Source organism: Ilumatobacter sp., assembly GCF_046290335.1.
Classification (GTDB): domain Bacteria; phylum Actinomycetota; class Acidimicrobiia; order Acidimicrobiales; family Ilumatobacteraceae; genus Ilumatobacter_A.
In genome coordinates this window covers 659,125-683,155 of sequence record NZ_JBKAGH010000002.1, presented here as the reverse complement: position 1 = coordinate 683,155, position 24,031 = coordinate 659,125, and the positions used below count along the sequence as shown (strand labels likewise).

General features: G+C 62.4%; 26 protein-coding genes and 3 pseudogenes. 19 read left to right on the top strand and 10 right to left on the bottom strand.

The features are described 5' to 3' along the window. Nucleotide 1: 1 nt before the first annotated feature. The 3 genes from ACE37B_RS11640 to ACE37B_RS11630 all read right to left on the bottom strand — a co-directional run bounded on the left by ACE37B_RS11640 (nucleotide 2) and on the right by ACE37B_RS11630 (nucleotide 1,780). Entirely contained in the window at nucleotides 2–487 is a 486-nt protein-coding gene (locus ACE37B_RS11640) for a group III truncated hemoglobin (protein WP_348479353.1), read from the bottom strand. Further along, nucleotides 484–1,194, bottom strand: a complete 711-nt coding sequence (ric, locus tag ACE37B_RS11635) for an iron-sulfur cluster repair di-iron protein (protein WP_348479354.1) — start codon at nucleotides 1,192–1,194, stop codon at nucleotides 484–486. The genes ACE37B_RS11640 and ric overlap by 4 nt, the downstream gene beginning before the upstream one ends. A 181-nt stretch (nucleotides 1,195–1,375) precedes the next feature. Beyond that, nucleotides 1,376–1,780: an Rrf2 family transcriptional regulator gene (locus ACE37B_RS11630; protein ID WP_348479355.1), complete on the bottom strand. Its 405-nt coding sequence runs from the start codon at nucleotides 1,778–1,780 to the stop codon at nucleotides 1,376–1,378. 96 nt (nucleotides 1,781–1,876) lie between these two features. On the opposite strand from ACE37B_RS11630, the gene ACE37B_RS11625 reads away from it, so the two are divergent. Next, on the top strand, nucleotides 1,877–2,314 hold the full coding sequence (locus ACE37B_RS11625; protein ID WP_348479356.1) for a VOC family protein: 438 nt from the start codon (nucleotides 1,877–1,879) through the stop codon (nucleotides 2,312–2,314). A gap of 337 nt (nucleotides 2,315–2,651) precedes the next feature. Then, complete coding sequence (locus ACE37B_RS11620; protein WP_409923478.1) at nucleotides 2,652–3,449, top strand: inositol monophosphatase family protein; 798 nt, start codon at nucleotides 2,652–2,654, stop codon at nucleotides 3,447–3,449. A gap of 19 nt (nucleotides 3,450–3,468) precedes the next feature. On the opposite strand, the gene ACE37B_RS11615 is transcribed toward ACE37B_RS11620, so the two are convergent. From ACE37B_RS11615 to ACE37B_RS11605, 3 genes are read right to left on the bottom strand one after another with little or no spacing between them, the layout of a single operon-like run. Next, nucleotides 3,469–4,257 (bottom strand): inositol monophosphatase family protein, encoded by a 789-nt coding sequence (locus tag ACE37B_RS11615; RefSeq protein ID WP_409923477.1) that lies wholly within the window; start codon nucleotides 4,255–4,257, stop codon nucleotides 3,469–3,471. A gap of 51 nt (nucleotides 4,258–4,308) precedes the next feature. Beyond that, the gene (locus tag ACE37B_RS11610; protein ID WP_409923476.1) at nucleotides 4,309–5,121 is read right to left on the bottom strand and encodes a transposase; all 813 of its coding nucleotides are present in this window, start codon (nucleotides 5,119–5,121) and stop codon (nucleotides 4,309–4,311) included. Next, entirely contained in the window at nucleotides 5,118–5,372 is a 255-nt protein-coding gene (locus tag ACE37B_RS11605) for a hypothetical protein (RefSeq protein WP_409923475.1), read from the bottom strand. The genes ACE37B_RS11610 and ACE37B_RS11605 overlap by 4 nt, the downstream gene beginning before the upstream one ends. Before the next feature lie 376 nt (nucleotides 5,373–5,748). Between ACE37B_RS11605 and ACE37B_RS11600 the strand changes: the two genes are divergently transcribed. Further along, nucleotides 5,749–6,255 carry a transposase gene (locus ACE37B_RS11600; protein ID WP_409923474.1) on the top strand — a complete coding sequence of 169 codons (507 nt, stop codon included), beginning with the start codon at nucleotides 5,749–5,751 and terminating at the stop codon, nucleotides 6,253–6,255. On the opposite strand, the gene ACE37B_RS11595 is transcribed toward ACE37B_RS11600, so the two are convergent. After that, nucleotides 6,221–7,567 (bottom strand): IS256 family transposase, encoded by a 1,347-nt coding sequence (locus ACE37B_RS11595; protein ID WP_409923670.1) that lies wholly within the window; start codon nucleotides 7,565–7,567, stop codon nucleotides 6,221–6,223. The two genes, ACE37B_RS11600 and ACE37B_RS11595, sit on opposite strands and share 35 nt — an antisense overlap. Before the next feature lie 54 nt (nucleotides 7,568–7,621). Between ACE37B_RS11595 and ACE37B_RS11590 the strand changes: the two are divergent. Next, nucleotides 7,622–8,296 (top strand): annotated as a pseudogene (locus tag ACE37B_RS11590) (transposase); the annotation flags it as partial. Between the two features lie 524 nt (nucleotides 8,297–8,820). Here ACE37B_RS11590 and ACE37B_RS11585 read toward each other — a convergent pair. Beyond that, nucleotides 8,821–9,876 carry an alpha/beta fold hydrolase gene (locus ACE37B_RS11585; RefSeq protein ID WP_409923473.1) on the bottom strand — a complete coding sequence of 352 codons (1,056 nt, stop codon included), beginning with the start codon at nucleotides 9,874–9,876 and terminating at the stop codon, nucleotides 8,821–8,823. A 2-nt stretch (nucleotides 9,877–9,878) separates the two neighbouring features. Next, nucleotides 9,879–10,655, bottom strand: coding sequence for an alpha/beta fold hydrolase (locus ACE37B_RS11580; RefSeq protein ID WP_409923472.1), 777 nt, complete (start codon nucleotides 10,653–10,655; stop codon nucleotides 9,879–9,881). A 163-nt stretch (nucleotides 10,656–10,818) separates the two neighbouring features. On the opposite strand from ACE37B_RS11580, the gene ACE37B_RS11575 reads away from it, so the two are divergent. The 14 genes and pseudogenes from ACE37B_RS11575 (at nucleotide 10,819) to ACE37B_RS11510 (ending at nucleotide 21,842) form a co-directional block, all read left to right on the top strand. Continuing rightward, nucleotides 10,819–11,193, top strand: a complete 375-nt coding sequence (locus ACE37B_RS11575) for a MaoC family dehydratase N-terminal domain-containing protein (RefSeq protein ID WP_409923471.1) — start codon at nucleotides 10,819–10,821, stop codon at nucleotides 11,191–11,193. Further along, nucleotides 11,190–11,543 (top strand): MaoC/PaaZ C-terminal domain-containing protein, encoded by a 354-nt coding sequence (locus ACE37B_RS11570; protein ID WP_409923470.1) that lies wholly within the window; start codon nucleotides 11,190–11,192, stop codon nucleotides 11,541–11,543. Before ACE37B_RS11575 ends, ACE37B_RS11570 begins: the two co-directional genes overlap by 4 nt. Further along, nucleotides 11,540–12,331, top strand: a complete 792-nt coding sequence (locus ACE37B_RS11565) for an enoyl-CoA hydratase/isomerase family protein (protein WP_409923469.1) — start codon at nucleotides 11,540–11,542, stop codon at nucleotides 12,329–12,331. The genes ACE37B_RS11570 and ACE37B_RS11565 overlap by 4 nt, the downstream gene beginning before the upstream one ends. Nucleotides 12,332–12,361: 30 nt before the next feature. Next, nucleotides 12,362–13,720 (top strand): phenylacetate--CoA ligase family protein, encoded by a 1,359-nt coding sequence (locus ACE37B_RS11560; RefSeq protein WP_409923468.1) that lies wholly within the window; start codon nucleotides 12,362–12,364, stop codon nucleotides 13,718–13,720. Next, nucleotides 13,717–13,929 carry a hypothetical protein gene (locus tag ACE37B_RS11555; protein WP_409923467.1) on the top strand — a complete coding sequence of 71 codons (213 nt, stop codon included), beginning with the start codon at nucleotides 13,717–13,719 and terminating at the stop codon, nucleotides 13,927–13,929. Before ACE37B_RS11560 ends, ACE37B_RS11555 begins: the two co-directional genes overlap by 4 nt. Continuing rightward, nucleotides 13,926–14,969, top strand: coding sequence for a TIGR03857 family LLM class F420-dependent oxidoreductase (locus tag ACE37B_RS11550; RefSeq protein ID WP_409923466.1), 1,044 nt, complete (start codon nucleotides 13,926–13,928; stop codon nucleotides 14,967–14,969). The genes ACE37B_RS11555 and ACE37B_RS11550 overlap by 4 nt, the downstream gene beginning before the upstream one ends. After that, the gene (locus tag ACE37B_RS11545) at nucleotides 14,966–15,964 is read left to right on the top strand and encodes a phosphotransferase family protein (RefSeq protein WP_409923465.1); all 999 of its coding nucleotides are present in this window, start codon (nucleotides 14,966–14,968) and stop codon (nucleotides 15,962–15,964) included. Before ACE37B_RS11550 ends, ACE37B_RS11545 begins: the two co-directional genes overlap by 4 nt. Nucleotides 15,965–16,363: 399 nt before the next feature. Continuing rightward, nucleotides 16,364–17,005, top strand: a complete 642-nt coding sequence (locus tag ACE37B_RS11540; RefSeq protein ID WP_409923464.1) for a TetR/AcrR family transcriptional regulator — start codon at nucleotides 16,364–16,366, stop codon at nucleotides 17,003–17,005. A gap of 479 nt (nucleotides 17,006–17,484) precedes the next feature. Continuing rightward, nucleotides 17,485–17,863: pseudogene (locus ACE37B_RS11535) on the top strand (transposase); the annotation flags it as partial. Nucleotides 17,864–18,000: 137 nt separating this feature from the next. Further along, nucleotides 18,001–19,266 carry an ISL3 family transposase gene (locus tag ACE37B_RS11530; protein ID WP_409923454.1) on the top strand — a complete coding sequence of 422 codons (1,266 nt, stop codon included), beginning with the start codon at nucleotides 18,001–18,003 and terminating at the stop codon, nucleotides 19,264–19,266. 27 nt (nucleotides 19,267–19,293) lie between these two features. Continuing rightward, nucleotides 19,294–20,134: pseudogene (locus ACE37B_RS11525) on the top strand (IS256 family transposase). A 303-nt stretch (nucleotides 20,135–20,437) separates the two neighbouring features. Further along, complete coding sequence (locus ACE37B_RS11520; protein WP_409923463.1) at nucleotides 20,438–21,157, top strand: Phenylacetic acid catabolic protein; 720 nt, start codon at nucleotides 20,438–20,440, stop codon at nucleotides 21,155–21,157. Between the two features lie 49 nt (nucleotides 21,158–21,206). After that, the gene (locus ACE37B_RS11515; RefSeq protein WP_409923462.1) at nucleotides 21,207–21,497 is read left to right on the top strand and encodes a hypothetical protein; all 291 of its coding nucleotides are present in this window, start codon (nucleotides 21,207–21,209) and stop codon (nucleotides 21,495–21,497) included. A 150-nt stretch (nucleotides 21,498–21,647) separates the two neighbouring features. After that, nucleotides 21,648–21,842, top strand: coding sequence for a hypothetical protein (locus ACE37B_RS11510; RefSeq protein WP_409923461.1), 195 nt, complete (start codon nucleotides 21,648–21,650; stop codon nucleotides 21,840–21,842). A 153-nt stretch (nucleotides 21,843–21,995) separates the two neighbouring features. Here the strand turns inward: ACE37B_RS11510 and ACE37B_RS11505 are convergent, their stop codons facing one another. After that, on the bottom strand, nucleotides 21,996–22,523 hold the full coding sequence (locus ACE37B_RS11505) for a transposase (RefSeq protein WP_409923460.1): 528 nt from the start codon (nucleotides 22,521–22,523) through the stop codon (nucleotides 21,996–21,998). Nucleotides 22,524–22,597: 74 nt separating this feature from the next. On the opposite strand from ACE37B_RS11505, the gene ACE37B_RS11500 reads away from it, so the two are divergent. Further along, nucleotides 22,598–23,863 carry an ISL3 family transposase gene (locus ACE37B_RS11500; protein ID WP_409923454.1) on the top strand — a complete coding sequence of 422 codons (1,266 nt, stop codon included), beginning with the start codon at nucleotides 22,598–22,600 and terminating at the stop codon, nucleotides 23,861–23,863. The last annotated feature ends 168 nt before the right edge of the window (nucleotides 23,864–24,031 follow it).

Sequence of the window (24,031 nt, the reverse complement as noted above, 5' to 3'; positions counted from 1 at the left end):
GTCAGCCATGTGGAGGACCGCAGATCCGCTGGTCGGAAGAGGTCGCGAACGTCGCTTCGACCGGTTCGCTCGCGGCGCTGTATTCGCCGCGCAGGAGCTTGCGCAGCGCTGTCGCCATCTTCTGCGCGCGGTGCTTCGCCAGTTCCGCGTTGTTCCCGATGAAGTGTTCGTCCACGGTGCTGACGAAGAGGTCGAGCCAGCGTTCGTAGTGGGCGTCCGCGAAGGGGGTGCGGGCGTGGACGGGTTCATGAGCGCGCAAGGGTTGGCCGATGTAGCTCCGTTCGCCGAGCAACTGCCACGCCCAGAAGTCGGTCAGGGTGGCGACGTGGTCGTCCCAGGCCACGTGGGCGGCACTGAAGATCGGGCCGAGGAGTTCGTCCATCGCCGCATACCTGTAGAACGAGCGAACGAGGAGCTCGACGTCGGTACGGGTGGCCAGCTCGCCCCGGTTGGCGAGGTCGTGGTCGGTCAGTGGGCGGACGATCACGACGCCACTTGTTGTTCGAGTGCGACGACGGCCGGGAACAACATGTTGTTCTCCTTGTGCACGTGGAGGTGTGTGTCTGCCTCCAGCTCGGCCAATCCGGAGAACAATGCCGCGTAGGAGGCGCAACCGTCGGCCGGGGTCTGGTAGCTGCTGGTGAGTTCACGGAGTCGGGCGAGGAGTTCGCCGACGGTGTCGTGCTCGACGAGCAGCACCGAGATCGGGTCGCTGACCGTCCCGTGTCGAATCGTCGGTGCCGTTCCTGCAGCGGCGAGTTCACGGGCCATGGGAAACAGCACACGTTCCTCTTTGGTGAGGTGCGGTTCGAGGTCGGCTCGCAGGGTCGCGTAGCAAGCAGCGATCTCGTTCAGTTCCGGGTGTCGTCGGGCGTGCGCCGACACGACTTTGTCGGCGAGCGCTGACAGGCGAGGCAACTCCGCCCACAGGTACTGATGGTGCGTGCTCTCGAGGTGGTCGACCAGCTCAGCGACGCTCATCGTCGCCCACGCTGGTGCGACGTCTTCGACGTCGACCGCGGCGAGTTCGGCGAGAACCGTGTCGACGTCGAGGTCGCTGGATCGGCACGAGTCCGCCAGCGTTGCAGCTCCGCCGCAGCAGTAGTCGAGACCTCGTGTCTCGAGTTCGCGAGCGAGGCCCGGCTGTGCGGTGACGATTTCGGCGAGCTTGGTGTGTTCGGTGAAAGTGGTCATGAACTGGTCTCCTTGAATCGGTGTGGTTCGGGCGGCACCGGTTGCGGGCGCAGCGACATTGGCAAGGCCGATGGCCATCTGCCCCAGGCCGATGACCTTGATGGCCGCAATGCCACTCGACGCGTGGTGGTCGATTTGGACGAGCGCAGCAGCCACAAGGCGTGCGAGGTAGCGAACGTAGTCATGCCGTCACCGCAACCGCTGCCAACGGCAAGCCGGCCAGTGACGCGACGAGTTCTCGGCGCGCACGAGCCCACGCGACGTGGAGAGCGCAGGGTGCGGCTGCGTCACACGAGCGATCGGCAACCACACACCGCCCACTCTCGGTCGGCCCGTCGACCTCTTCCACGATCTCCAACACGCTTAATGCGTCGAGGGCGACGACCGCTTCGTAACCGCCGGTCGGGCCGGGAACCGAACGAACCCACCCCGCACGCACCAGCGGCCCCATCACATGGGGCACGAAGCCGGCCGTCGTCCCCAACGCCGCAGCCAGATCAGCGCTCTTGAGACGCGATGGTGATCGCTTCAACAGCACCAGTGCCCGCACGGCCAAGTCGGCCCGCTGAGTGATCTCAAGTCGCATAGTACGAGACTCATGGATCGAGGTCGGCTCCGGTAGGGACCAAAGTCCCTCACACCTCTGTCCCACCGATCCGGACACGCCTGCCATCATGAAGACATGCCCAACGATCCTGACCACGGCGGCGAAGCACCGTGCTGGGCACACCTCGTCGGCGACCTCGACGAGCATCCTGCACCGCTGCGAATCGCTGCAACGAACACGATCCTCTACACCGACCGATGGAGCGAACTCGTCGACTTCTATCGGACACGTGTCGGCCTCCGAACGTCGATGGAACGAGACTGGTTCATCGAATTCGAGCTGCACCCAGGTGTTCACCTCAGCGTCGCCGACGCACACCGTGCCAGCATCGCAAGCGGCGACGGGGCCGGGCTGACGCTCAGCTGGTGCGTCGAGGACGCAGTGGCGGTACGGGATCGACTGGTTGCGAACGAGATCGAAGCATCAACCATCCACCGACGGTGGGGCTCACCCGGGTTCTTCGTGTTCGACCCCGCTGGCAATCGGATCGAATTCTGGTCCGAACAACCCTGATCTTCGACCGAGTTTGTCACAGCGGACAGCCAGCGACGACCGCGTGGAGCGTCATGTCTCGGTGTCCCACCAACGCAGCGGTGACGGTGGACAGAACCATCCCCCACCCCCCGGATCTGGGCACGCATATTGCCATCGGTAGTTGCGTTCCGCACCCCAGGGAGAACCGGCACGACGATCGGTCTCGTCGCGTCCTGGCGCCCGTCGGAAGGTGACGAGCAATATCGGGCGCCGGACCGAGCGCTCACGTGCCGTTCTCGGACGGTCCGTGGCCGTCACCGTTGGTGGGTGATATCGAGCACCACCTGAGTGGATGTGATGAGCTAGAACACGCGCTGTGGAACACGCGCTGATCGAGGAACTGACAACGACAGCAATTGAGGCAGCAGCAGTCGCCGCAGAGGTTCAGCGTGCTGGTTGGGCAACCGGGTTCAGGGTCAACGCCAAGGGTGACCATGGTGACTCTGTAACCGACATCGACATTGCTGCCGAGGCTGCCATTCGCCAATGTCTCAAGATCGCTCGTCCCGACGACTCACTCATCGGTGAAGAGTCCGACGCACCATCCGAACTCGCCCGAATCTGCTGGATTGTCGACCCGATCGACGGCACGGCGAACTACCTTCGTCGCTCGGATGACTTCGCCGTCTCAATTGGTGTAGCCGTCGATGGCAAACACATCGTTGGGGTTGTTCAGCAGACCGCAACTGGCCGAATCTGGGTTGGTAGCCCGGAGGAGTGCGCTCGAGACGGCGAACCGATACGCGTCGCGCAGCGTTCCAACTTGGCTGACTCGATCTGGGCCACCGGGTTTACGACCGACCCGCACGACCGAGAACGGCAACTGCGGTTCTTTTCACACCTCATGACTTCTGTACGAGACGCGCGGCGCACTGGAAGTCCGGCGCTGGACCTGGCTCACGTCGCCGACGGAACAGTCGACGGATACGTGGAGTTTGGACTTGGCCACTGGGACTACGCGGCCGGTGCTGCGCTGGTCGCCGCCGCTGGCGGTGTTGTGGACATCATCGACGTTGCGCCGTGGAAAGGTCCGCTCGTGATCGCAGCGGGGACCCAGTTCCTCGTCGACGAGATGCGCAACGTTCTCCGTCGAGCCCAGGTGCCCAACGTCTAACGACTCGATTGCCGCCGGACTACCTCTGGTGCGCGTCGGCTATCGCGAACCGGACGGCGTCCAACAATTCGTTAGTGGCTGCGAACAGCCCTGCGCCTTCGACTGGGTGCGTTGTTCCGTCCGCACCTGAGAAGGCACCCGCTGTTTCGGTGACGATGAGGCCGAGTGGTGCGTAGTCCCACAGCTTGCCGCCTACCTGAATGGCTGCGTCCAAGTCTCCGCTTGCGACGAGTAGAGCTGCATGCGCTGACCAATCCGATGGAGCGGTGCGGTCGAGGAGCGGCGCAACCTCGGCAAACACGCCACGCGGCACCATATGAAGAGGCGGCAGATAGCCGGCTTCGCAACCGTTCAGCGATGTTCGACCCGACGTCCGGAGCTGTTTGGCTTCGCCGATCAGCCCTGAGCTGTCGAAGGACTGCCGGAACGCGCCCGCGCCCCGCTGAGCAAACCAGACTTCGGCCTGTGACGGCACAATCGCAACTCCAACTTCGACGAGCCCATCGATTTCAAGGGCGATGAGTGATTGCCAGCGATCGTCGCCAAGAACGAACACCAACGTGCCGTCGATGCCGTCGAGGATCCAGCGCCGATTGCTCGAACCGGCGACGCCGGTTTCTTCACCGATGAAGGCGTCAGACGGTCGTGCGGTCGCGATCACGCGACGGACCTCTCTCTCAACTGCAAGGTCCGCCTCGGTTACGATCGAGCCGTCAGCCTTCTGGTCTTGATCGAGGGCGCCCACGCGGTCGAAGTAGGAGAGCCCGATCGAAGCCCCAGCAAGAGCTGCTCTGATGGCGAGCGCCACGTCGACGTCCGTATCGGCGAGATGAGATGACACCCGACTCTTCTATGTTTGTCAAGCGGTGATTTTGGGGCCCGGTGGGTGCTCGAGGAGGCGCCAGACTCGGCGTGCGATGTAGCGCTTGAGGCAGCGTCGGATCTCGCGATCGGTCTTGCCCTCGGAGCGTCGTCGGTCCCGATAGTCGCGGGTTGTCGGGTCGGTGCGGGTGCGTGCGAGCGCGACGACGTAGAGCGCGCTGTTGAGCTGTCGGTCGCCGCTGCGGTTGAGGCGGTGCCGGTCCTGGCGTTGACCTGACGTCGCCGGGAGCGGTGCAACACCAGCGAGGCGAGCGAACGCGGCCTCGTTGCGACAGCGGCCTGGGTGTGACCAGGCGATGTAGAACATCGCGGCGGTGACGTATCCGATGCCCGGCTCGGCAACGAGTTGCGGTGCGGCTTCATCGATGAGCAGCTTCATAGCGTCGTCGTGAACGGCGATCTCGTCGGTGAGGTGGCCGATCCGGCGCGCGATCGAGCGCATCGTGTTGCGCATGCAGCGCTCAGCGATCGGCCGCTGCGGCGTGTCACGGAACGAAGCGCAACGCTTCACCAGAGTTCTGGTCGTGAGATGTCGCAGTTCTTGTCGAAGTTCGTCGGGAGCGGTGAGCACGAGGGCTTTGAGTTCGTTGATCGCAGCCGTGCGGGCCCGGACCACGCCGGCGCGAGTCACGGTGTGCACACGCAGGGCTTCTCGGTGTCCGTCGTGTGCACGCGGGACGTGGAGTCGGTCGCGGCCAAGTGCTTCTCTGGCGGCGCGAATGGCGTCGAGTTCGTCGGTCTTGGCGCCGTCCTTGCTTGCTTTCTCGCGTGGCCGATCGAACTCGATCACCCACTCGCCAGCACGGCCGAGTGCGGCGGTGAGACCGCGGCCGTAGCTGCGGTCCCCTCGATGGCCCAGGCGCGTTCACCCGTGACGGTGAGAGCTTCGGCCCAGCTGAGCGCGTCGTCGTAGCCGGCCGAATCCGCCGGGAACTTCTCTGTTGCGATGACGCCGGTGGTGTGGGCGTCGACGACTGCGGCGGTGATCCAATCTCGGTCGGGGTCGACGCCGATGACGTGATCGACAAGTTCTGCAAGCATGGTGGGTGTGCCTCCTCGTAGGTACTGAATGGTCAGTGCCGGCCTGGGAGAGAACTGCGACGACAGGACTGTGATGAGTCACACCGCGATGCGGTGGACAGGCTTCTGATCAGGACAGCAACAGCGGGCCAGGCCGGCACCGGCAATCCAGCGGACAAGTCGGGTGAATGGCACCGATCGAAACGAACGGGCAAGCTCAGAACTGGGTCACGCTGGATCACCGCCACCAACACTGGCCGACCTCAGCCGACCGGCAAGACAACACTCACAGCTCAGAATGACACAACGGCATTGCCCAAGCGCGGGCAAGTTAGCAGGGTGCTGAAATTCGGTTGAGGTGCTCGCGTTCGGCGCGGAAATCGAAAAGAATGGGTGCATGCGTGGAGCGCCTGATCCTCAGTTGGCGATGTTGACGACGTTGAGCACCGAGGATTTGATCCCGGTCGATCATCCGATCCGTCGGATCCGCGTCATTGTCGATGCGGTCCTGGCCGAGCTCGATGACGTGTTCGACGCGATGTACTCGACGTCGGGTCGCTCGAGTGTGCCGCCGGAGAGTCTGTTGAAGGCGACGATTCTGATGGCGATGTACTCGATCCGGTCGGAGCGGGCGTTCTGCGAGCGACTGAACTACGACTTGTTGTTCAAGTGGTTCCTCGATCTGCGTATCGATCAGTCGGCCTTTGACGCGTCGACGTTCTCCAAGAACCGCCAACGACTGTTGGACCACGACGTCGCGGATGAGTTCTTTGCGGCGGTGGTGCGCCAGGCGAAGCTGCGCCGCTACATCTCGTCGGATCATTTCAGAGCGTGTCAAGTTGTGTGTGTAAGTGGTCTGGTCGGGGTGTTCAGAGGTGGGGGTCGATGCGGTCGGGGTAGGTGATCAGTAGTTGCTCGAGGGCTTGTTTCCAGTTCGTGGTGATCTGGCCCTCGACGAGTCGTCCGGCTGCTCGGCGTTTCGTGGCGGGCATGCCTTGTTCCTTGGCTCGTTCTCGTGCTCGTTTGTCTTCGATGTTGCAGATCGCGAGCCAGAGCAGTTTGACGGCGGCGGCGTCGTTGGGGAAGTGGCCGCGGTTCTTGGTGACTTTGCGGAGCTGATAGTTCAGCGACTCGATCGAGTTCGTCGTGTAGATCACCCGCCGCAGCGCCGGCGGGAACGCCAGGAACGGGATGAACCGTTCCCATGCGTTGCGAAACGCGTTGACCGCTGACGGATATCGTTTGCCCAGCTCGGTTGCCTCGAACGCTTCGAGTTCGATCAGGGCCCCGTCGGCGTTCGCGGCCTGATAGATCGGCTTCAACGCCGCGGCGACTGCTTTGCGGTCCTTGTAGTTCACGAAGCGCATCGCTGCCCGGATGAGATGAACCACACAGGTCTGCACGGTTGCTTGGGGCCAGGTCGCCTCGATGGCTTCGGGGAACCCGGTGAGCCCGTCGCAGCACACGATGAGCACATCAGCAACACCCCGGTTGGCGAGTTCCGCGCACACCGACGCCCAGAACTTGGCGCCCTCGGTGGCTTGCACCCAGATCCCCAGCACATGCTTGACGCCGTCCATGTCGACCCCGACAGCGATGTGGGCAGCCTTGTTGCGCACGTGGCCGCCATCGCGGACTTTGACGATGATCGCGTCGAGGTAGATGACCGGGTAGAGCGCCTCGAGCGGGCGTTGCTGCCAGGCCAGGACCTCATCGGCGACGGCGTCGGTGATCTTCGAGATCGTCTCATGAGACAGCTCGGTGCCGATCGTCGACGCGAGATGATGGCCGATGTCGCGGATCGTCATCCCGCCCGCGTAGAGCGACACGATCATCGCGTCGAGGCCATCGAGTCGGCGCACACCGGTCGGCACCAGCATCGGGGAGAATGTTCCGTTGCGATCACGAGGGACCGCCAACTCGACATCGCCGATCTCGGTCGCCACGGTCTTCGCGAAGCTGCCGTTGCGGGAGTTCTCGAACCGGCAAGCATCGGGATCGCCGCGCTCGTAACCGACGTGGCCGCCCAACTCGGCTTCCAGGCCTCGTTCGAGCGAGGCCTTCAGCATGCCTTTCAACAGGCCTGCGTGGCCGGTCAAGGACTCGCCAGCGTCGATACGGGCGAAGATCTCGTCCAGCGCGCCGGACTCGGTCAAGGAGTCAGCGATCTCTTTCTGTTCCCGACGGCGCTCCTCGCGCTCGGGATCTTGCTTCATCATGGTCATCAGTGTTCTCCATTCGGGTCGAGACCCGACCACTACACAAACCATCTGACACCCCCTCATTTCACCGTCGACGGCACCCTGTTGGAGGCGTGGGCGTCACACAAGAGCTTCAAACCCAAAGACGGCCCACCCTCAGAGCCACCGGTCGGGCGCAATGCCGAGGTCGCCTGGCACGGCGAGAAACGGTCCAACGCGACGCATCAGTCGACCACGGATCCCGAGGCGCGGCTGGCGCGCAAGTCGTTCGCGACCGCGGCGAAGATGTCCTATGCGGGGCATCTGTTGATGGAGAACCGCAACGCATTGATCGTCGACGCAGAACTCACCGCCGCCACCGGCTACGCAGAGCGCGACACCGCAGTCGAGATGCTCGCTCGGTTGCCGGCATCGAAACGGCGGCGCACCATCGCCGCCGACAAGGGCTATGACACCCGCGACTTCGTCGCCAAGAGCCGCGGTCTCGGTTTCACACCGCACGTTGCGCAGAACACCACGAACCGAAGATCCGCGATCGATGGTCGCACCACCCGACATCCCGGCCACGTCGTCTCGCAGCGGATACGTAAACGGGTCGAGGAACCCTTCGGATGAATCAAGACCATCGGCGGAGGACGCAAGCTGCGCTACATCGGCCGACAACGCAACCGGGCCTGGTTCAAGATTGAAGCCGCCGTCTACAACCTCATCCGAATCACCGCCCTCGACGCAGCACCAGCCTGAACCCAGCGCCCTCGGACGCTCGCTCGCCTACGACCTTGCGCGACAATACGAAGCCACCGGTGGAACCGCAGGGCTCCCCAACATCCGACTCAGCACCGGGTGTCGACGCGTTCCACGCTGGGCGCTCATTGAACTCGCCAACACAGGGCGAATCGTCCGGCTTGACGAACAGCTCGAGATATGAAACGAAGACGGTCCGAACCGCGCCATCGCATCGATCGTGATGAACTCCCTGCGCGAGTGGATCTCGTCGCAGTCCTGGACGCCTTCACTCCGGCCACCGGGTCCGGCCGCACGCGACGGTGGGATGTCCCGAACCCAGCCACCCCGACGAACCTCCTTCGGTCACTGTCTCGTGCGACCAACGCTGTGTCGACCGGTGGCGGTGCTGGTCCGGTGGTCACGGCGGCACGGCTATCGACGCCGTCGTCGCTGCCCGACACCTCAGCGTCGGCAAATCGATTCGCTGGCTCAGCAACACTTAAGCCCACAAAGGCGGGACATGAAGATTCCGGGGCGGGTCGTCACAACAGTAGACGGATGATGTCCGCTGCCAGCTGTTCTGGTACTTGAAGGGGTCCAAAGTGGCGCAGATGGTCGTATTCGACGAGCCGCGCCGATGGCAGTGCCTCAACAAGCGTTGCGGCGTTGTCGGCCGGACCGGGAGACGTCGTGGCTTTTCCGGCGGCTACGGTGACCTCGGACATCACATCGGCGAAGCGATCGAGGGTCATGTTCACTCCGTCCTCGAACGACGCCGCTTCATGTTGCGCCCGGCACGCGAGGCGCACTCTTCCGTCGGCCAAGTCGCGAAAACCGTATTGCACGTATTCGGCGAGCGAGTCGGCGCGCAGCGAATTGAGCGGTGCTCGGCCCGCATAGCGATGTAGGGCCTCCGCCCGAGAGTTGAAAATCTCCCTTCGATTCCGCGCTGCCTCGATTAGGCGCCCACCGGGATGGCTGTCAACGGGACCGGCAGGGAAGACGATCGGCTCGAAAAGGAAGGCACCTGAGACGGTTCCGGCCCGCATGGCTTCCAGCAGGAGCACCGAGCTCCCACCCATCGAATGGCCGAAGGCGCGCACAGGCCCATCGCCGAGTGCATCCACAACGGCGAGCAGATCTTCGGCCATGCGAGACCAGGAGAAGTCTCCTGAGTTCGGTGCCTCCGAGTCACCGTGACCCCGGTAGTCGATGGCCCACACACTGAAGTGTGAAGCGAGAGCGGCTCCGAGTGGTCCGTAGCATCGACCATGGAAGCCCGTGGCATGGCTGATGACGAGTGGGGGACCATCACCACCAAGGTGATGCATCACGATCGCTGTGCCATCCGCAGATCGGACCATGCGTGCGTTGGGGTCGTCTCGAATTCGCCACTCGGCGGCGTTTAGGTACTCGGAGCCGTCGTGACGAACGACATGAATGATCGACGTAGACCCAGACTTCTCGATCGAGACAACCCTATACAGATCGTCGATGTCCGGTAACCCGATCACGGCGAGCGGATACAGCATGCCGACAGTCTGCGAACGGTGAACGATCGTGTCGCTTTCGTCGTCGAGGAAGATGACCGGTTCCACGACTAGATGCCTTTTCCTGAGCTGTCCACAGAGTCACAGAATGCGGTGATCATCCCAAGGAGATCCTCCGTGGCCTCTCGATGGGGCCAGTGGTCGACCTCGGCGATGCGCTTCAATTCGACGGAGCCCGAAGCTTTGGCCGCAATGCGTTGGAGTTGCTCGTCGGAGCCGAACCTGTCGAGCACACCTTGAACCGCAAGAACAGGGCACGTCACCGCTGCCAGTTCCGCATCCAGATTCCAGTCCACCGATCCAGCAGCAGTCCACACCGCAGCCCAGTTCTCCAGCAGCGCCTCGGCATGACGATGCTGTCGGCGGAGACTCTCGAGCAACTTCCCGCGATTGGCCATCAACCTGGCGATTTCGTCAATCGATAGCTGCTCCACGAAGACGTGCGCAGCAATCGACACGATGCCGAGCGGTGCCAGGGCGTCACCTCGGGCATGGGGGTAGGCCAGAGCGATCGAGGCTCCATCACTGTGCCCGACCAGAATCGGCGCGGCGTCCACCCGTTCGGTGATGAGTGATGCGAGTGTTCGAGCTTCGTCGATTAGGAACGTCGTGGGCCATGGGGCCCGACGGTCCGGTGATCGTCCGTAGCCGAGCCTGTCGTAGGCGATCACTTTGCGGCGGGTAGCACGGGCGAGAGCGGTAGGGAACAGACCCCAGCCGGCCACAGAGCCAAGGCCCTCATGAAGCAGCACGATGGGGGATCGCCCCAACGTGTTTGCCGATTCGAATTCTTCGATGTGGAGCTGAAGTCCCTGTTCAGCAGCCATGTCCACCTCCCCCAGAAGCCGTTTCGCAAGCGGCCGCATCGCAAATTACTTGACGTCGACCCCCTAACCATGAGTATTCTACCCGCTAGTCGATAGAAAAATCAATGATCGACATCAACATCCAGTAGTAGGCCATGAGGGGGCACAAGTGCGTAAAGATGCTGTGGGAGACGTCGTCTACGAGGCGACAATGAGAGTTGAACCGGTCAAGCTCGCGGAACTATCTGCCGCCATCGGGACTGAAACCGCGTCCGAGACCGCCCGGATAGTCCCGTGGTTCGGTGTGACAATAGGTGGAGATCAGCGCCTGGTTGACACCCTGGACATGGATCTCAGTCGAGCACTTTTGGCTGGCCACCGGTACGACTGGCACCGGCCAGTCGAGCCGGGCGAGGAAATCCAAGCGCGGGTCACCGTCGATCAGGTTTTCAGCAAGGGAGACAACGACTTTGCCGTGTTGACCACCGAGTTCCGCGACGCAGCGAACGAACTCGTGCAGACGCAGACCACGACCTTCATCGAGAGGGGAGTCGCATGATTGACAGCGCTACGACCAACGCGATCACGAGGGTCCAGATTGCTCGATACGCCGGAGCAGTTGGGGACTTCAACCCGATGCACATCGACGACGACTTTGCCCAAGCGGCTGGACTTCCCTCAATCATCGCTCATGGCCCGCTCACTTTGACACTCGTGATCGATGCACTTGTGGCGCAACTCGGTGTTGCACAGCTCAAGAGTTTCGATGCGCGACTGCGAGCCCCGGTCTTCCCCGGCGACTCTCTTGAGATTGTTTCGATCGACGACGGTCTGGAAGTCCGCAACTCAAGCGGTGCCGTGGTCGCCATTGTTCAACTCGAGACGACTGACGGAGCGTCAGCCCAATGACCTACGAATTTCTTCTGGAGGATGACCGTGGGGATGGGGTTCGCGTGCTCACGCTGAACCGGCCGGACAACTTGAACTCGTGGAACAGTCAGATGCGTCGGGAGATGGGCGAGGCGATCGGTGCCGCTGCGGCCGACCCTGAACTGAGATGCCTCGTAATCGCAGGAGCAGGGCGAGCGTTCTCCGCTGGGGAAGATGTGCGGGGCATGGGGGAACTGGCCGATATCGGCACCCGTGCGTTCAGAGCGACTGCCCGCGGTATCCATGATGTTTTCGACACCGTTGAGGCCATGGAGGTCCCTGTGATCGCGGCTATCGATGGGGTTGCTGCGGGCGGAGGATTCGAACTCGCTCTGTCGTGCGACTTCAGGGTGGTTTCAGAAGCCGGGCGGTTCGTTATGCCCGAAGCCAAGGTTGGCCTGATCCCTGGCAGTGGCGGGTGTTCGCGGCTCGTGCGATACATCGGTCTCGGTCGGGCCAAGGAGTTGGTCATGTTGGGCGGAAGGCTCGACGCTCAGCAAGCGCTGCTGCTGGGGCTCGCGACGGAGACATGCCCGCAGGGCGAGGCTGTCGAGACGGCTGTCGCTCTCGCTGGCCGCATCGGTCAACTTGCCCCACTTGCAGTCGGCATGGCAAAGCTTGTCCTGAATACCTGCACCGACGTCGACTCTGAGACTGGTCGTCGACTCGAACGGCTCGGGCAAAGTATTTTGAAGACGACCGAAGACCATCGAGAAGGGGCGCAAGCCTTCGTTGAGAAGCGCCCGCCCGTATGGCGAGCGCGTTGAAAGGACGGAGATGAGGGGAATATGGACTCCATGAATGACGATCAATTCTGGAACCGATGCACGCAGACTGCGCCGCGTGAGGTGCTTGATGCCATGCATCTCACAAAGATCAGGCACCTCGTGGGCTGGGCGTATGATCACTCGCCGCTCCACCGGCGCATCTACGACGAGGCCGGAATCAAACCTGCCGACATACGAACCTGGGACGATTACCACCACCGTTTGCCCTTCACTGACAAGCCCGACTACGTTGCCGACCAAGAGGCGAGCGGCACTTACGGTGGCCTGGCGCTAGGCGCCGAGCAATGGCAGCAGTACTTCCACACGACGGGAACTACCGGACACTTCCTGAACGAGGTCTTCTCGCGCTACGAGCAGAACAAGGCCGGTTCACAGTACTGCTACGGCATGTGGGACCACGGCCTGCGCCCGGGCGATTCGGCGTATTTCTGCTTCGACTTCGGCATGTGGATCGGATTGTGGAGCTATTACTGGGGAGTACGTAACCTAGGCATGACTGTTGTTTCGGGCGGAGGTGTCTCCGGCGTGGAGCGGGTCCGTCAGATACTCGATCGTCGGCCCACGATGGTCATCGGAACACCCACCTATCTCCTTCACCTTGCTGAGATAGCAGATCGAGAGGGCCTGGACATCAGGAAAGCTGGCGTCCGGGTGCTGGCCGGAGGTGGTGAGCCCGGGTTGTCGGTGCCCGTTACCCGGGACCGGCTTCAAGAGGCATGGGGCGTGAAGGACCTCTACGACGCATACGGCGTCGGAGAGGCGCTGGTCATCGGCCAGTCCTGTCAGGAGTGGGCCGGCGGAGTCCACGTCATCGAAGATGTCTGCCACTCCTATTCGGTCGACCCGAGCACTGGTGATCCCGTAACCGACGCAGCGCAAGTCGGCGAGCACGTCATCACCAGCTACACACACTTTGCTCAACCGTTCATCAAGTACCGCACTCACGACCTTGTCCGCATCGATGAGGCACCAGATCACGGCTGTGGTTGGAGCTGGAAACACATGCCGGGCGTTGTCCTCGGACGCACCGACTTCATGGTCACTATCCGAGGCGTCAACGTCTATCCGACGGCGGTCGAGAACCTGATCGGTGAGGTGCGCGGCCTGAGCAACATCTATGAGTTGCACATCAGCCGTCGAGACGGCATGGACAGGATGCTGGTAAAGGTCGAAGCCGTAGAAGGTGGTGCCGATCTCGACGTGCTCAGTACCGAGCTCGCAAGTCACCTCCGCAACAATCTCGGTGTGCGTCTCGAGACCGAGGTTCAGCAAACCGGCACGATGCCTCGCTACGAGTTGAAGACTAAGCGCATTTTCGACAGTCGTTCTGAGAAGGACCGTCCGGAGTTCAGTCTGGGAAGGGCATGACCGTGACCAATGATGCAGTTACCAGTTTTGGGGACGACGTCGACGCACAACTGGAGCGCCTAGCGGCCCTGCGCGGCCAGCTCCGCGAGGAACGTGCTGCTGCGGTGTCGCCGGCAGTTGCGAGGGCGTTGGAACTGGCGGAGATTGAGCTCTTTCTCGGCCTGACGTGTCTTGGCTACTCCGACGAACTCTTCCCACATGAGAAATGACTCCGCCAAAGTCAGCGCCTGGGCTCGGGATCTACGTGCTGCCAGGTCGGACGACGGATCCGGCAGCAGGACTCGACGAGGCACGTGAGGCGGAGCGAGCTGGCTTCGGCGCGGTCTATGTCAGCGAACGCCTTGATCTTAAGGAGGCAGCGGTCACCTGCGGTGGCCTCGTCGCGGTCACTGAACGCGTAACGGTGGGCACCGCGCTGATCCATCAAGGCACGCGCCATCCCCTGACGATCGCTGCCATGTCGGCGACGCTGCAAACCATGAGTGGCGGACGGTTTGTCCTCGGCATAGGGCGAGGCCTCGGTGCGCTCACGCCGTCGCTGGGAGTGCCCAGATCGACGCTTGCCAGCATCGAGCACCTCGTCAGGACGCTGCGTCGGCTCTGGGCCGGTGATCGCATCACGGAGACAGGTCCCGCCGGAAGTTTCCGGGGGATGCGTTTCGCCGACATCCCCGAGTCGGCTCCCCCAGTGCTATTCGGCACGATTGGACCACGGGGTCTGGAGTTAGCTGGCCGGGAATTCGACGGTGTGATCCTGCACCCGTTCCTCACCACCGAAGCCGTGAACAGGTCCGTGACCATCGTAAGGGAGAGCGCCGAACGTGCGGGCCGAGACCCCTCGTCGGTCCACGTGATCACGACGCTCGTGGCCAGTCCCGACCTGCCGTCCGAACGGACCGATTTGGCTGTGCGTTCACGAGCGGTGAGCTATTTCCAGGTACGTGGCCTCGGCGAGCAGCTCGTCGAGTGGAACGGCTGGGACCCCGCCGTTCTCGATGCGCTTCGCAATCATCCGACCTTAAGCGGGCAGGGCATCGCGGACACTTCGCTGACGCGTGACGGCCTGGTTGCGGCGTCGGAGAGCCTTCCGGACGAGTGGTTCGAGGCTGCCGCCGCCGTAGGCACCGCCCGACTGTGCGTGGACCGAGGTCGTCAGTACCTTGCTGCGGGCGCTGACGAGGTGCTCATCCACGGGGCGTCACCCGCCGAGGCGGCCGCCATGGTGCCGCTCTGGGCTATGGAACCGTGATCGGATCAGCGGCAGACCACTCGATTGCATCGGCCCTACCAAGGGCAGTCGAAGCGGATATTGGTACAACGACGCTGCACCGTCTCCAGCGGCTAAAGGGCGGCTACTCGCGGCAAATGTGGGCTGTCGATCTGCGGGACATTTCGGGTCGGATCCACGAGCTCGTGTTGTGCGTTGACTCGCCGGAAGGAGTTGTGAAGGGAGGTGAGCAGACCCTCGATCGCGCGAGCGAAGGGCGATTGCTGCGGTCTCTTCATGCTGCTGGGTTGCCAGTACCCGACGCCTTGGCGTGGGGTGACGCAGATAGTGCATTGGGGCGGCCCTTCGTCCTTATGGAGCGCGTTGCTGGCTCGACAGCGGTAGGCCCGCTCGCGCGAGATCAGCATTTCGTGGAGCGCCATGAGTTCCTCGCCCACCAAATGGCTGACATGCTCGCAGCGATTCATGCTGCCCACTTCCCAGCCGGCTTTCTTGACGCTCCGGTTTCGCCCGCCGACGACGAGATGGAACGGTGGCGGGGGGCCGCCATCGCAACGCCCGATGCGCAGCTTCCTGTCTTCGGCGCGGTCTTCGATTGGTTGGATCGGAACAGGCCCACCATCAGCGCGCTACCGGTCCTTGTGCACGGCGACTTCCGAACCGGCAACCTGATATACGACCACACCGGGTTTGTGTCCGTTCTCGATTGGGAGATGGCACACCTTGGCGATGCGCTCGAGGATGTGGCGTGGGCGCAACTCATCTGCTGGCAACTCGGCACCGGCAGAGTCGGCGGGCTCGTCAACCGCAACGCCTGGGCGATTCAGTACGAGCGGGCGTCGGGCCAGCGGATCGACCGAGCGTCTCTCTGTTTCTGGGAGGTACTTGGATCCTTGAAAATGTCTATCCTCGCGTGGCGTGCCATTCAAGTCACGGCCAATGGCAAAGAACGGTCGCTTCTCGAGCAACTGCGCGCCGACCTCGCCCACGAACTGGCTATGCGAGTGGCCAACTAGCCCACGTCTGTCCAGTCAGCAAGGTGCTGATGCCTGAGGTTGCTTGCTGGTGCGTCTCGTATCCACCCTCGCAGGATCAAGTGGCGATGACATGGATCCCTCGGAAGGTCTGCTCAACCGAGATAAGACCTTTGATGCGCAACGTCGTCGACGGGGCCAGTGCGGGATCATTGGCTCCTACGTTCTGATCCCATCTCTCTCATTCCCGGCTGACGAAAAAAGAAACTGGCCGGACGAGCCGGGTGACAGCGGTATCGTTTTCGGCGACATGCCTAGTGCCGGATGGGAGAAATCTGAATCGCAGGGGAGTCTGTCCAGTTGCGCCCCAGCTTGGACGTTGACCAGAGTAGTATTCCGTTCGCTTCATTCACACTCTCGAACTCGGAGCTGCGACACAAAGTGAGCAGTGAGCAGAGGGCAAGCACTTCGGCAGGTGCAGCGCGGAAGCGGGGCCGGCCTCGGCACGAGCAACCTAGCCAGGAGTACGAGACGAAGCGTCGCGAGGTTGTCAGCGTCGCGAGTGAGGTCTTTCGAATGCAGGGCTACGACGCCGGCACCCTCGATGAGGTCGCCGCAGCAATGAACCTGCGAAAGGCGAGTCTCTACTACTACGTCAAGTCCAAAGCAGACCTACTGCGGCTGATCTTTGATCGCGCCATCGACAGATCGCTGGAGCAGATTGAGGAGTACTCAGCCATTGAGGATCCACGTAATCGGCTTGAAGCGCTGATCCGTCATCAAGCGAGAACGGTGGCCAACGATCCGGCCCTCTTCGCAGTTTTCTTCGACCACCGCGCCGGCCTGGAGGGTGACGATGTGGCGGACATTGCCGCTAAGGAGCGGCGGTACCTTCGCTACTTCATCGTAGCTGTCGAAGACGCAATGGATGCCAACGTGCTGCCGAAGGCCGACCCGCGCATGGTGGCGGCCACTTTGATCGGGATGTCGAGCTGGGTCTACAAGTGGATGGATCCGGTTCGCGATGATCCCGTCGTCTTCGCAGACCTGTGTGTGCAGCTGATCCTTCGTCCAAGGGACTAGACGTGCTCGGCCGTCAGGTTGATGACAGCTGGCTGATGTGGGTGACCTCCGAGGGCGTGGTGTCACCGATGGTGGTTGTAGCGGTGGACGAAGTCTGGCAGAGCTGCTGAAAACTGCCGCGCCCCACTTCGTCGACGCGTGCGTGCCGAGAGTCGCACCTCTTCGGAGCAATCACGCGCGATCGCCCGAATCGAGTCGAACGAGTCACTCGGCGACCAGGACTCGTTGAACAGCAGAATCAGCGCGGCCGACCTCGTGACCAATGAAACTCGCTCCCCAGCGACGCTGCTGACGTATCTCAATGACCCGCCGGCGACATTCCGGTGGCGTCTCACTCGGGCGAGACCTTCGGTCTCGACTGTATGCGTCCCGCGACGCGGTGGGGTTTCGAGGTGAGCTGAGGGGTCCACCACCAGGTGGGGTCATCGGCGTGATTCTCGGTGTGTTCCTTCAAGAGCACACAAGAGGAGAACACCCCAATGACCCTGTCCCAGTCTGACGTATCTGACCTGCTGGATGCATTCCGCGCCGGCGATGGCATCGATCTGATCCGCGAGTCCGTGCGGCTCGTGCTCCAAGAGCTGATCGAGACCGAACTCACCGAAACGATCGGTGCCGCCCGATTCGAACGCAGCGAGCAACGAACCGGTGAGCGCAACGGGAGCCGTCCGCGCTTGTTGGCAACGAAGGCTGGCGATGTCGAACTCGCGATCCCGCCTCCGCAAAGGATCGTTCTTTCCGTCAATCCTGGAACCTCGGCGTCGTATCGACCAGGCCCTCTACGCGGTCGTGATGGAGGCCTACGTCGCAGGCGTCTCCACTCGCTCGGTCGACGATCTCGTCGCCGCGTTGGGCATTGATGGCGCTTCGGATCTGGGCGTGAGTTCGGCCTGATCGGGTAGGTGATCCCGGGCGCGACACAGGGGCCCTGCGAGTCTGACGGTGTCTAACGTCGTCGAACTCGGGAGCCCCTGTTGGAGACCAATCCTACGCGCATGTGCGAACTGCTGATCGGCTTGCCCGACGTCAACATCGAAGGCGTCGGTGACTGGCCAAGATGGGTGCGAATCGCGATCACCACACGCGCTCAACGGCCGACGTGTCCGACCTGCGTCGGTGCGGTGTGGCGTCACGACGACCTCGAGGTCGAACTCGTTGACCTGCCGTGCTTCGAACGGCGAACCCGGCTTGTCTGGTCGAAGTCGAGGTGGCGATGCCCGAACCCGAACTGCGACATCGTCACCTTCGTCGAGTCCGACGCTCGGATCGCTGCGGAACGCGCTGGGATCACCGACCGGGCAGGTCGATGGGCGACGTTCCAAGTCGGCCATCACGGCCGAGCAGTGTCCGAAGTAGCGGCCGACCTCGGCTGCGACTGGCACACGGTGATGGACGCCGTGAACCACCACGGTCGAGCGTTGATCGACGACCCGAACCGGATCGGCACGACAACAGCGGTTGGGCTCGACGAGGTGCTGTTCTGTCGCGACGGACCGTTCAAGCATCGGCTCTGGTCGACCCAGGTCGTCGACGTCGCCCGAGGCCAACTCCTCGATGTTGTGCCTGGTCGTGACGCTGCGAGCAGCTGCAGATGGTTCGCCGAGCAGCCTGTGGAGTGGATGGCGCGGATTCGTTGGGCGACGTTGGATCTGTCGGGTTCGTATCGGTCGGTGTTCGACACGATGCTGCCCGACGCGATCCAGATCGCTGATCCGTTTCATGTCGTGAAGCTTGCGAACTTCGTGCTCGACGAGGTCCGGCGGCGGGTGCAGAACGACACGCTCGGCCATCGCGGTCGCAAGACCGATCCGCTCTACCGATCCCGCAAGTTGATGACACTCGCGCACGAACGCCTCGACGACACAGCGAACGCGAAGCTGGCTGGGCTGCTTGAGGCGGGCGATCCGAAAGGCGAGGTCCGCAACGCCTGGCACGCGAAGGAAGTCGTGCGTTCGATCTACGCGATCGACAACGCCGAGCTGGCTGTCGAGTTCGTCACTCAGCTCGGCATCGATCTCCAAGACGAGTCGTGTCCGCCAGAGATCCGCCGCCTCGGGCGCACCATCAGCAAATGGCGCCACCAGATCGCCGCGTGGCATCAGGCGAGGTTCACGAACGGCCCGACCGAGGCCGTCAACAACCTCATCAAGCGCGTGAAGCGGGTGGCGTTCGGGATCACAAACTGGACCAACTACCGCACACGATCACTGCTCTACGCCGGCAAACCGAACTGGTCGCTCCTCGACCTCAACTCACGCTGAAATCCGAAGCACCGCATTGATTCGGGCATCTCGAAGTCCGAGGTCTCACGCATCTGCGCGGGTCTCGACGAAGTCGTCGGAGCGTTCCGCACCCGGCCGCTGGATCATGTCGAGTTCCCCTACGTCTACCTCGACGCCACCTACCTCCACGTCCGCAACCAGACCTCGCAGGTCACCTCGATGGCCGTCGTGATTGCAACTGGCATCACCGCTGATGGGAACCGGGAGATCCTGGGATGCGACATCGGCGACTCCGAAGACGAGGTCTTCTGGAAGGGCTTCATGCGCTCGCTCAAGCAGCGGGGCCTCGGCGGGGTGAAGCTCGTGATCTCCGACCAGCACTCCGGGCTCGTCGCAGCACTACCCAAGTCGTTCCAGGGATCGAGCCATCAGCGGTGTCGGGTTCACTTTCGCCCGCAACCTGCTCGCCCTCGTGCCTCGGTCGCACACCGACATGGTCGCCGCGTTGTTCCGCACGATCTTCGTCCAACCCGACGCCGACAACGTGTCGGCGACGTGGGACCAGGTCCGAGATCAGCTCGCCGAGCGGTTCCCCAAGATCGGTCCACGGATGGATGACGCCAAGGACGAGGTCCTCGCGTTCCGAGCGTTCCCGAAGGCGCACTGGCAGAAGATCTGGTCGACGAACCCGCTCGAGCGAATCAACAAAGAAGTGAAACGACGCTCTCGCGTCGTCGGCATCTTCCCCAACGAAACATCGGTGATCCGACTCGTCGGCGCCGTGCTCGCCGACATGCACGACGAATGGCAAGCATCGGACCGGCGCTACCTCTCCGAAGGCTCCATGGCCAAGCTCTACCCGACGCGCGAGACTGAGAACATCGCCGAACTCAACAACGGCGACTGACACCGAGGATCAACCTCGAAACCCCACCACTCAGCGGGGCGCTGCCGGTCGACTCGGTCGGTCGAACAGGCCCTGTTCGCCTGCGTCGAGGAATCGGTCGCGCCATTTCGTGACGGTCTTCGCGTCGACCTGAATTTGTCGGGTGCGGCCTCGATGGTCCAGCCATCGATCACCAACCTCACCATCTTGCGGCGACCGAACGGTGTCAGCGTCGCGTCCGCGTGCTGGGCGGAATTTGTTCGACTCACTGGTTGACAGAAATGAATTTGTCCACTACGATCTCTTTTGAAAGGACGGTATGACATGAGTGTGACCATGGATCGACGGGTGTACCAAGAGGGCGATACGGACATCCCCGAAGAGTTCACCGAACTACTGACCAGGATGCTGACGCATCACCTTGAGAACTCGACGAATCCGCACTACACAAAGCTCTTGAGCCATCTGTGGGACCGTTGCATGACGCTGGCCCCAGATGAGAAGCTCAAGACAACGTTTGCCAAGCTAATGCAGCAGGAAGTCGAGCACGGCGTCATTACCTCAAGGATTCTCGCAGGCCTTGGCGTCGGACCGATCGATGCCCCGATACGCCAGTATCTCTTCCACTTGCCGATCGACACCTTCTGCGACCTGTCGATGTTCAATGCCCTCGGCGATCGCGTCGGCTGCTACATCGGCGAGACGTGGCAGGGCGTGCCGTACGAGCCGTTGCTATCCGTCGCTGACCGGCTGCATAAGGACGAGGTGTTTCACGCAACGTTCGGACTCAGCAACCTTCGACGGGTCTGTTCCACTCCCGAGGGACTGGCCGAAGCGAATGAGAAGATTAAAATCTGGTGGCCAGCGGCGCTTGATATGTTCGGCCGCTCGGACTCTGACTTTTCCGAAGCCTACGTGCGCTGGGGTCTTCGCGAGATGAACAACGAGGACCTCCGCCAGCAGTACATCGCCGAGACGCGGCCTCTGCTTGAACAGCTCGGCATCACCGTTCCAGCCGATACCGATAATAGGCGATTCCTTTAGTCGGCTTTCCAGTTGGCGTAAGCCGGGTGACGAACGAATGGTAGCCAAGGTGGAAGACAATTCGACGGGAGGACCCCCGTCTGGTCGCAGTCATGTCGTCAAGTTCACGAGACATAGTGAACATGCGCTGGCCATGGAGGTCGGGCTTGGTGAATACCGCGAGGTTTTCTTCGTGCTGGTCGGTGAGCGCAGTGTGGCGATTAGTTCTTTTGACGAAACGGATCCGACTCATCCGGAGCCGGCAGTGTTCGTCTTTCCAAAACCATATCAATGGTCCCTCGACCTCGACGATGATGAATTAATGGTCCAGATCTGGCAGGCGACTGGTGTGCAGCGGTAACGGTGAGTTGGGGGCAGTTGAGTGATAGGAAACGAACAGATCTCAATCGAGACCTTCACCGTGCGAGGTCATCGGAACGGCAGCCTTGTGCACGTTACGTGGACAAATGGTGAGTTGAGCGGAGATCCTCCGACGGTCGACGCTATTGAGGTGGAGGCCGAGATCGCTTCGTTCAGTGCTGATGATCGTATGGCGCAGCGTACGACCTCGATGGCGGCGAAGGATCCGCTCGCCGACGTGTTGAGCGCCGCCTTGCTAGTTTGCCATGTGATCGATCGCGTTTCGGACATCTCTCCAGATGAACTCGCTACTGCACTGCGGGTCGAGTCGAACGCACTCGACTAGTCTTTGCCGCACAGTTTGAGCTTAATCACCGTCGCGTGGTTGAGGTGAGCGCGCTGTAGCGGTTCAGTTGACCTGTCCCCAGCAGCGTGACCGGGCTGCATGAGTCGCCCTGGGATGGTTGGAGGCTCCTGACCTTGTAAAACGAGGACGCTCCTACTGTCTGTCAAGTCCTGATTCAAGAGTGCGGTAGATCTGGAGGGCGATGTAGCGCTTGAGGCATCGCCGGATTTCTCGGTCGGTCTTGCCTTCGGCGCAGCGGCCTTCGGCGCAGCGGTCTTCGAAGTAGGCCTTGGTCGCTGGGTCGTGGCGTTGCCGCTGGATCGCTACGACGTGGAGCGCGCTGTTGAGGTGTCGGTCGCCCGCACCGGTTGAGCCGATGTCGGGTGGTCCGGAAGAGGCGGGCAGGGGTGCGACACTGTCCATCATTGCGAACGCTCTGTCGCTGTGTATGCGTCCCGGGTGCGACCACACGACGAGCGCGGTGGCCGCGATGATGGGTCCGACGCCGACCAACTCGAGGAGGTCGGGTCGGGTCGAGGTGACCAGGTCGGCGATGCGGGTCTGGTGGGCTTCGCCTCGACCCGCAGGTCTCGGATCCTTCGGGCGAACGCCCGCATTGCCGGCGCTTCGGATCTGGGCGTGAGTTCGGCCTGATCGGGTAGGTGATCCCGGGCGCGACACAGGGGCCCTGCGAGTCTGACGGTGTCTAACGTCGTCGAACTCGGGAGCCCCTGTTGGAGACCAATCCTACGCGCATGTGCGAACTGCTGATCGGCTTGCCCGACGTCAACATCGAAGGCGTCGGTGACTGGCCAAGATGGGTGCGAATCGCGATCACCACACGCGCTCAACGGCCGACGTGTCCGACCTGCGTCGGTGCGGTGTGGCGTCACGACGACCTCGAGGTCGAACTCGTTGACCTGCCGTGCTTCGAACGGCGAACCCGGCTTGTCTGGTCGAAGTCGAGGTGGCGATGCCCGAACCCGAACTGCGACATCGTCACCTTCGTCGAGTCCGACGCTCGGATCGCTGCGGAACGCGCTGGGATCACCGACCGGGCAGGTCGATGGGCGACGTTCCAAGTCGGCCATCACGGCCGAGCAGTGTCCGAAGTAGCGGCCGACCTCGGCTGCGACTGGCACACGGTGATGGACGCCGTGAACCACCACGGTCGAGCGTTGATCGACGACCCGAACCGGATCGGCACGACAACAGCGGTTGGGCTCGACGAGGTGCTGTTCTGTCGCGACGGACCGTTCAAGCATCGGCTCTGGTCGACCCAGGTCGTCGACGTCGCCCGAGGCCAACTCCTCGATGTTGTGCCTGGTCGTGACGCTGCGAGCAGCTGCAGATGGTTCGCCGAGCAGCCTGTGGAGTGGATGGCGCGGATTCGTTGGGCGACGTTGGATCTGTCGGGTTCGTATCGGTCGGTGTTCGACACGATGCTGCCCGACGCGATCCAGATCGCTGATCCGTTTCATGTCGTGAAGCTTGCGAACTTCGTGCTCGACGAGGTCCGGCGGCGGGTGCAGAACGACACGCTCGGCCATCGCGGTCGCAAGACCGATCCGCTCTACCGATCCCGCAAGTTGATGACACTCGCGCACGAACGCCTCGACGACACAGCGAACGCGAAGCTGGCTGGGCTGCTTGAGGCGGGCGATCCGAAAGGCGAGGTCCGCAACGCCTGGCACGCGAAGGAAGTCGTGCGTTCGATCTACGCGATCGACAACGCCGAGCTGGCTGTCGAGTTCGTCACTCAGCTCGGCATCGATCTCCAAGACGAGTCGTGTCCGCCAGAGATCCGCCGCCTCGGGCGCACCATCAGCAAATGGCGCCACCAGATCGCCGCGTGGCATCAGGCGAGGTTCACGAACGGCCCGACCGAGGCCGTCAACAACCTCATCAAGCGCGTGAAGCGGGTGGCGTTCGGGATCACAAACTGGACCAACTACCGCACACGATCACTGCTCTACGCCGGCAAACCGAACTGGTCGCTCCTCGACCTCAACTCACGCTGAAATCCGAAGCACCGCATTGCCGCCGCTGCGGCCCTCATGGTCCTTCTTCTCAAGATGAACCTATCTCTTGACGCGCAATTCACTTTCGTATATCTTTCTACCTAGCAGTCGATAGAAATCAACGGGCCGGGGGTGCCGAAATGGGGAAAACTTTGTCGCGCCGGTTAC

Excerpts from the sequence above, each read along its gene's own strand:
- ACE37B_RS11595 (WP_409923670.1), bottom strand. The coding sequence starts at position 7,567 with ATGAAGCAAGATCCCGAGCGCGAGGAGCGCCGTCGGGAACAGAAAGAG.
- ACE37B_RS11530 (WP_409923454.1), top strand. The coding sequence starts at position 18,001 with ATGTGCGAACTGCTGATCGGCTTGCCCGACGTCAACATCGAAGGCGTC.
- ACE37B_RS11520 (WP_409923463.1), top strand. The coding sequence starts at position 20,438 with ATGAGTGTGACCATGGATCGACGGGTGTACCAAGAGGGCGATACGGAC.
- ACE37B_RS11555 (WP_409923467.1), top strand. The coding sequence starts at position 13,717 with ATGACCGTGACCAATGATGCAGTTACCAGTTTTGGGGACGACGTCGAC.
- ACE37B_RS11570 (WP_409923470.1), top strand. The coding sequence starts at position 11,190 with ATGATTGACAGCGCTACGACCAACGCGATCACGAGGGTCCAGATTGCT.
- ACE37B_RS11550 (WP_409923466.1), top strand. The coding sequence starts at position 13,926 with ATGACTCCGCCAAAGTCAGCGCCTGGGCTCGGGATCTACGTGCTGCCA.
- ACE37B_RS11600 (WP_409923474.1), top strand. The coding sequence starts at position 5,749 with ATGCGTGGAGCGCCTGATCCTCAGTTGGCGATGTTGACGACGTTGAGC.
- ACE37B_RS11605 (WP_409923475.1), bottom strand. The coding sequence starts at position 5,372 with ATGCTTGCAGAACTTGTCGATCACGTCATCGGCGTCGACCCCGACCGA.
- ACE37B_RS11630 (WP_348479355.1), bottom strand. The coding sequence starts at position 1,780 with ATGCGACTTGAGATCACTCAGCGGGCCGACTTGGCCGTGCGGGCACTG.
- ACE37B_RS11580 (WP_409923472.1), bottom strand. The coding sequence starts at position 10,655 with ATGGCTGCTGAACAGGGACTTCAGCTCCACATCGAAGAATTCGAATCG.
- ric (WP_348479354.1), bottom strand. The coding sequence starts at position 1,194 with ATGACCACTTTCACCGAACACACCAAGCTCGCCGAAATCGTCACCGCA.
- ACE37B_RS11560 (WP_409923468.1), top strand. The coding sequence starts at position 12,362 with ATGAATGACGATCAATTCTGGAACCGATGCACGCAGACTGCGCCGCGT.
- ACE37B_RS11500 (WP_409923454.1), top strand. The coding sequence starts at position 22,598 with ATGTGCGAACTGCTGATCGGCTTGCCCGACGTCAACATCGAAGGCGTC.
- ACE37B_RS11625 (WP_348479356.1), top strand. The coding sequence starts at position 1,877 with ATGCCCAACGATCCTGACCACGGCGGCGAAGCACCGTGCTGGGCACAC.
- ACE37B_RS11565 (WP_409923469.1), top strand. The coding sequence starts at position 11,540 with ATGACCTACGAATTTCTTCTGGAGGATGACCGTGGGGATGGGGTTCGC.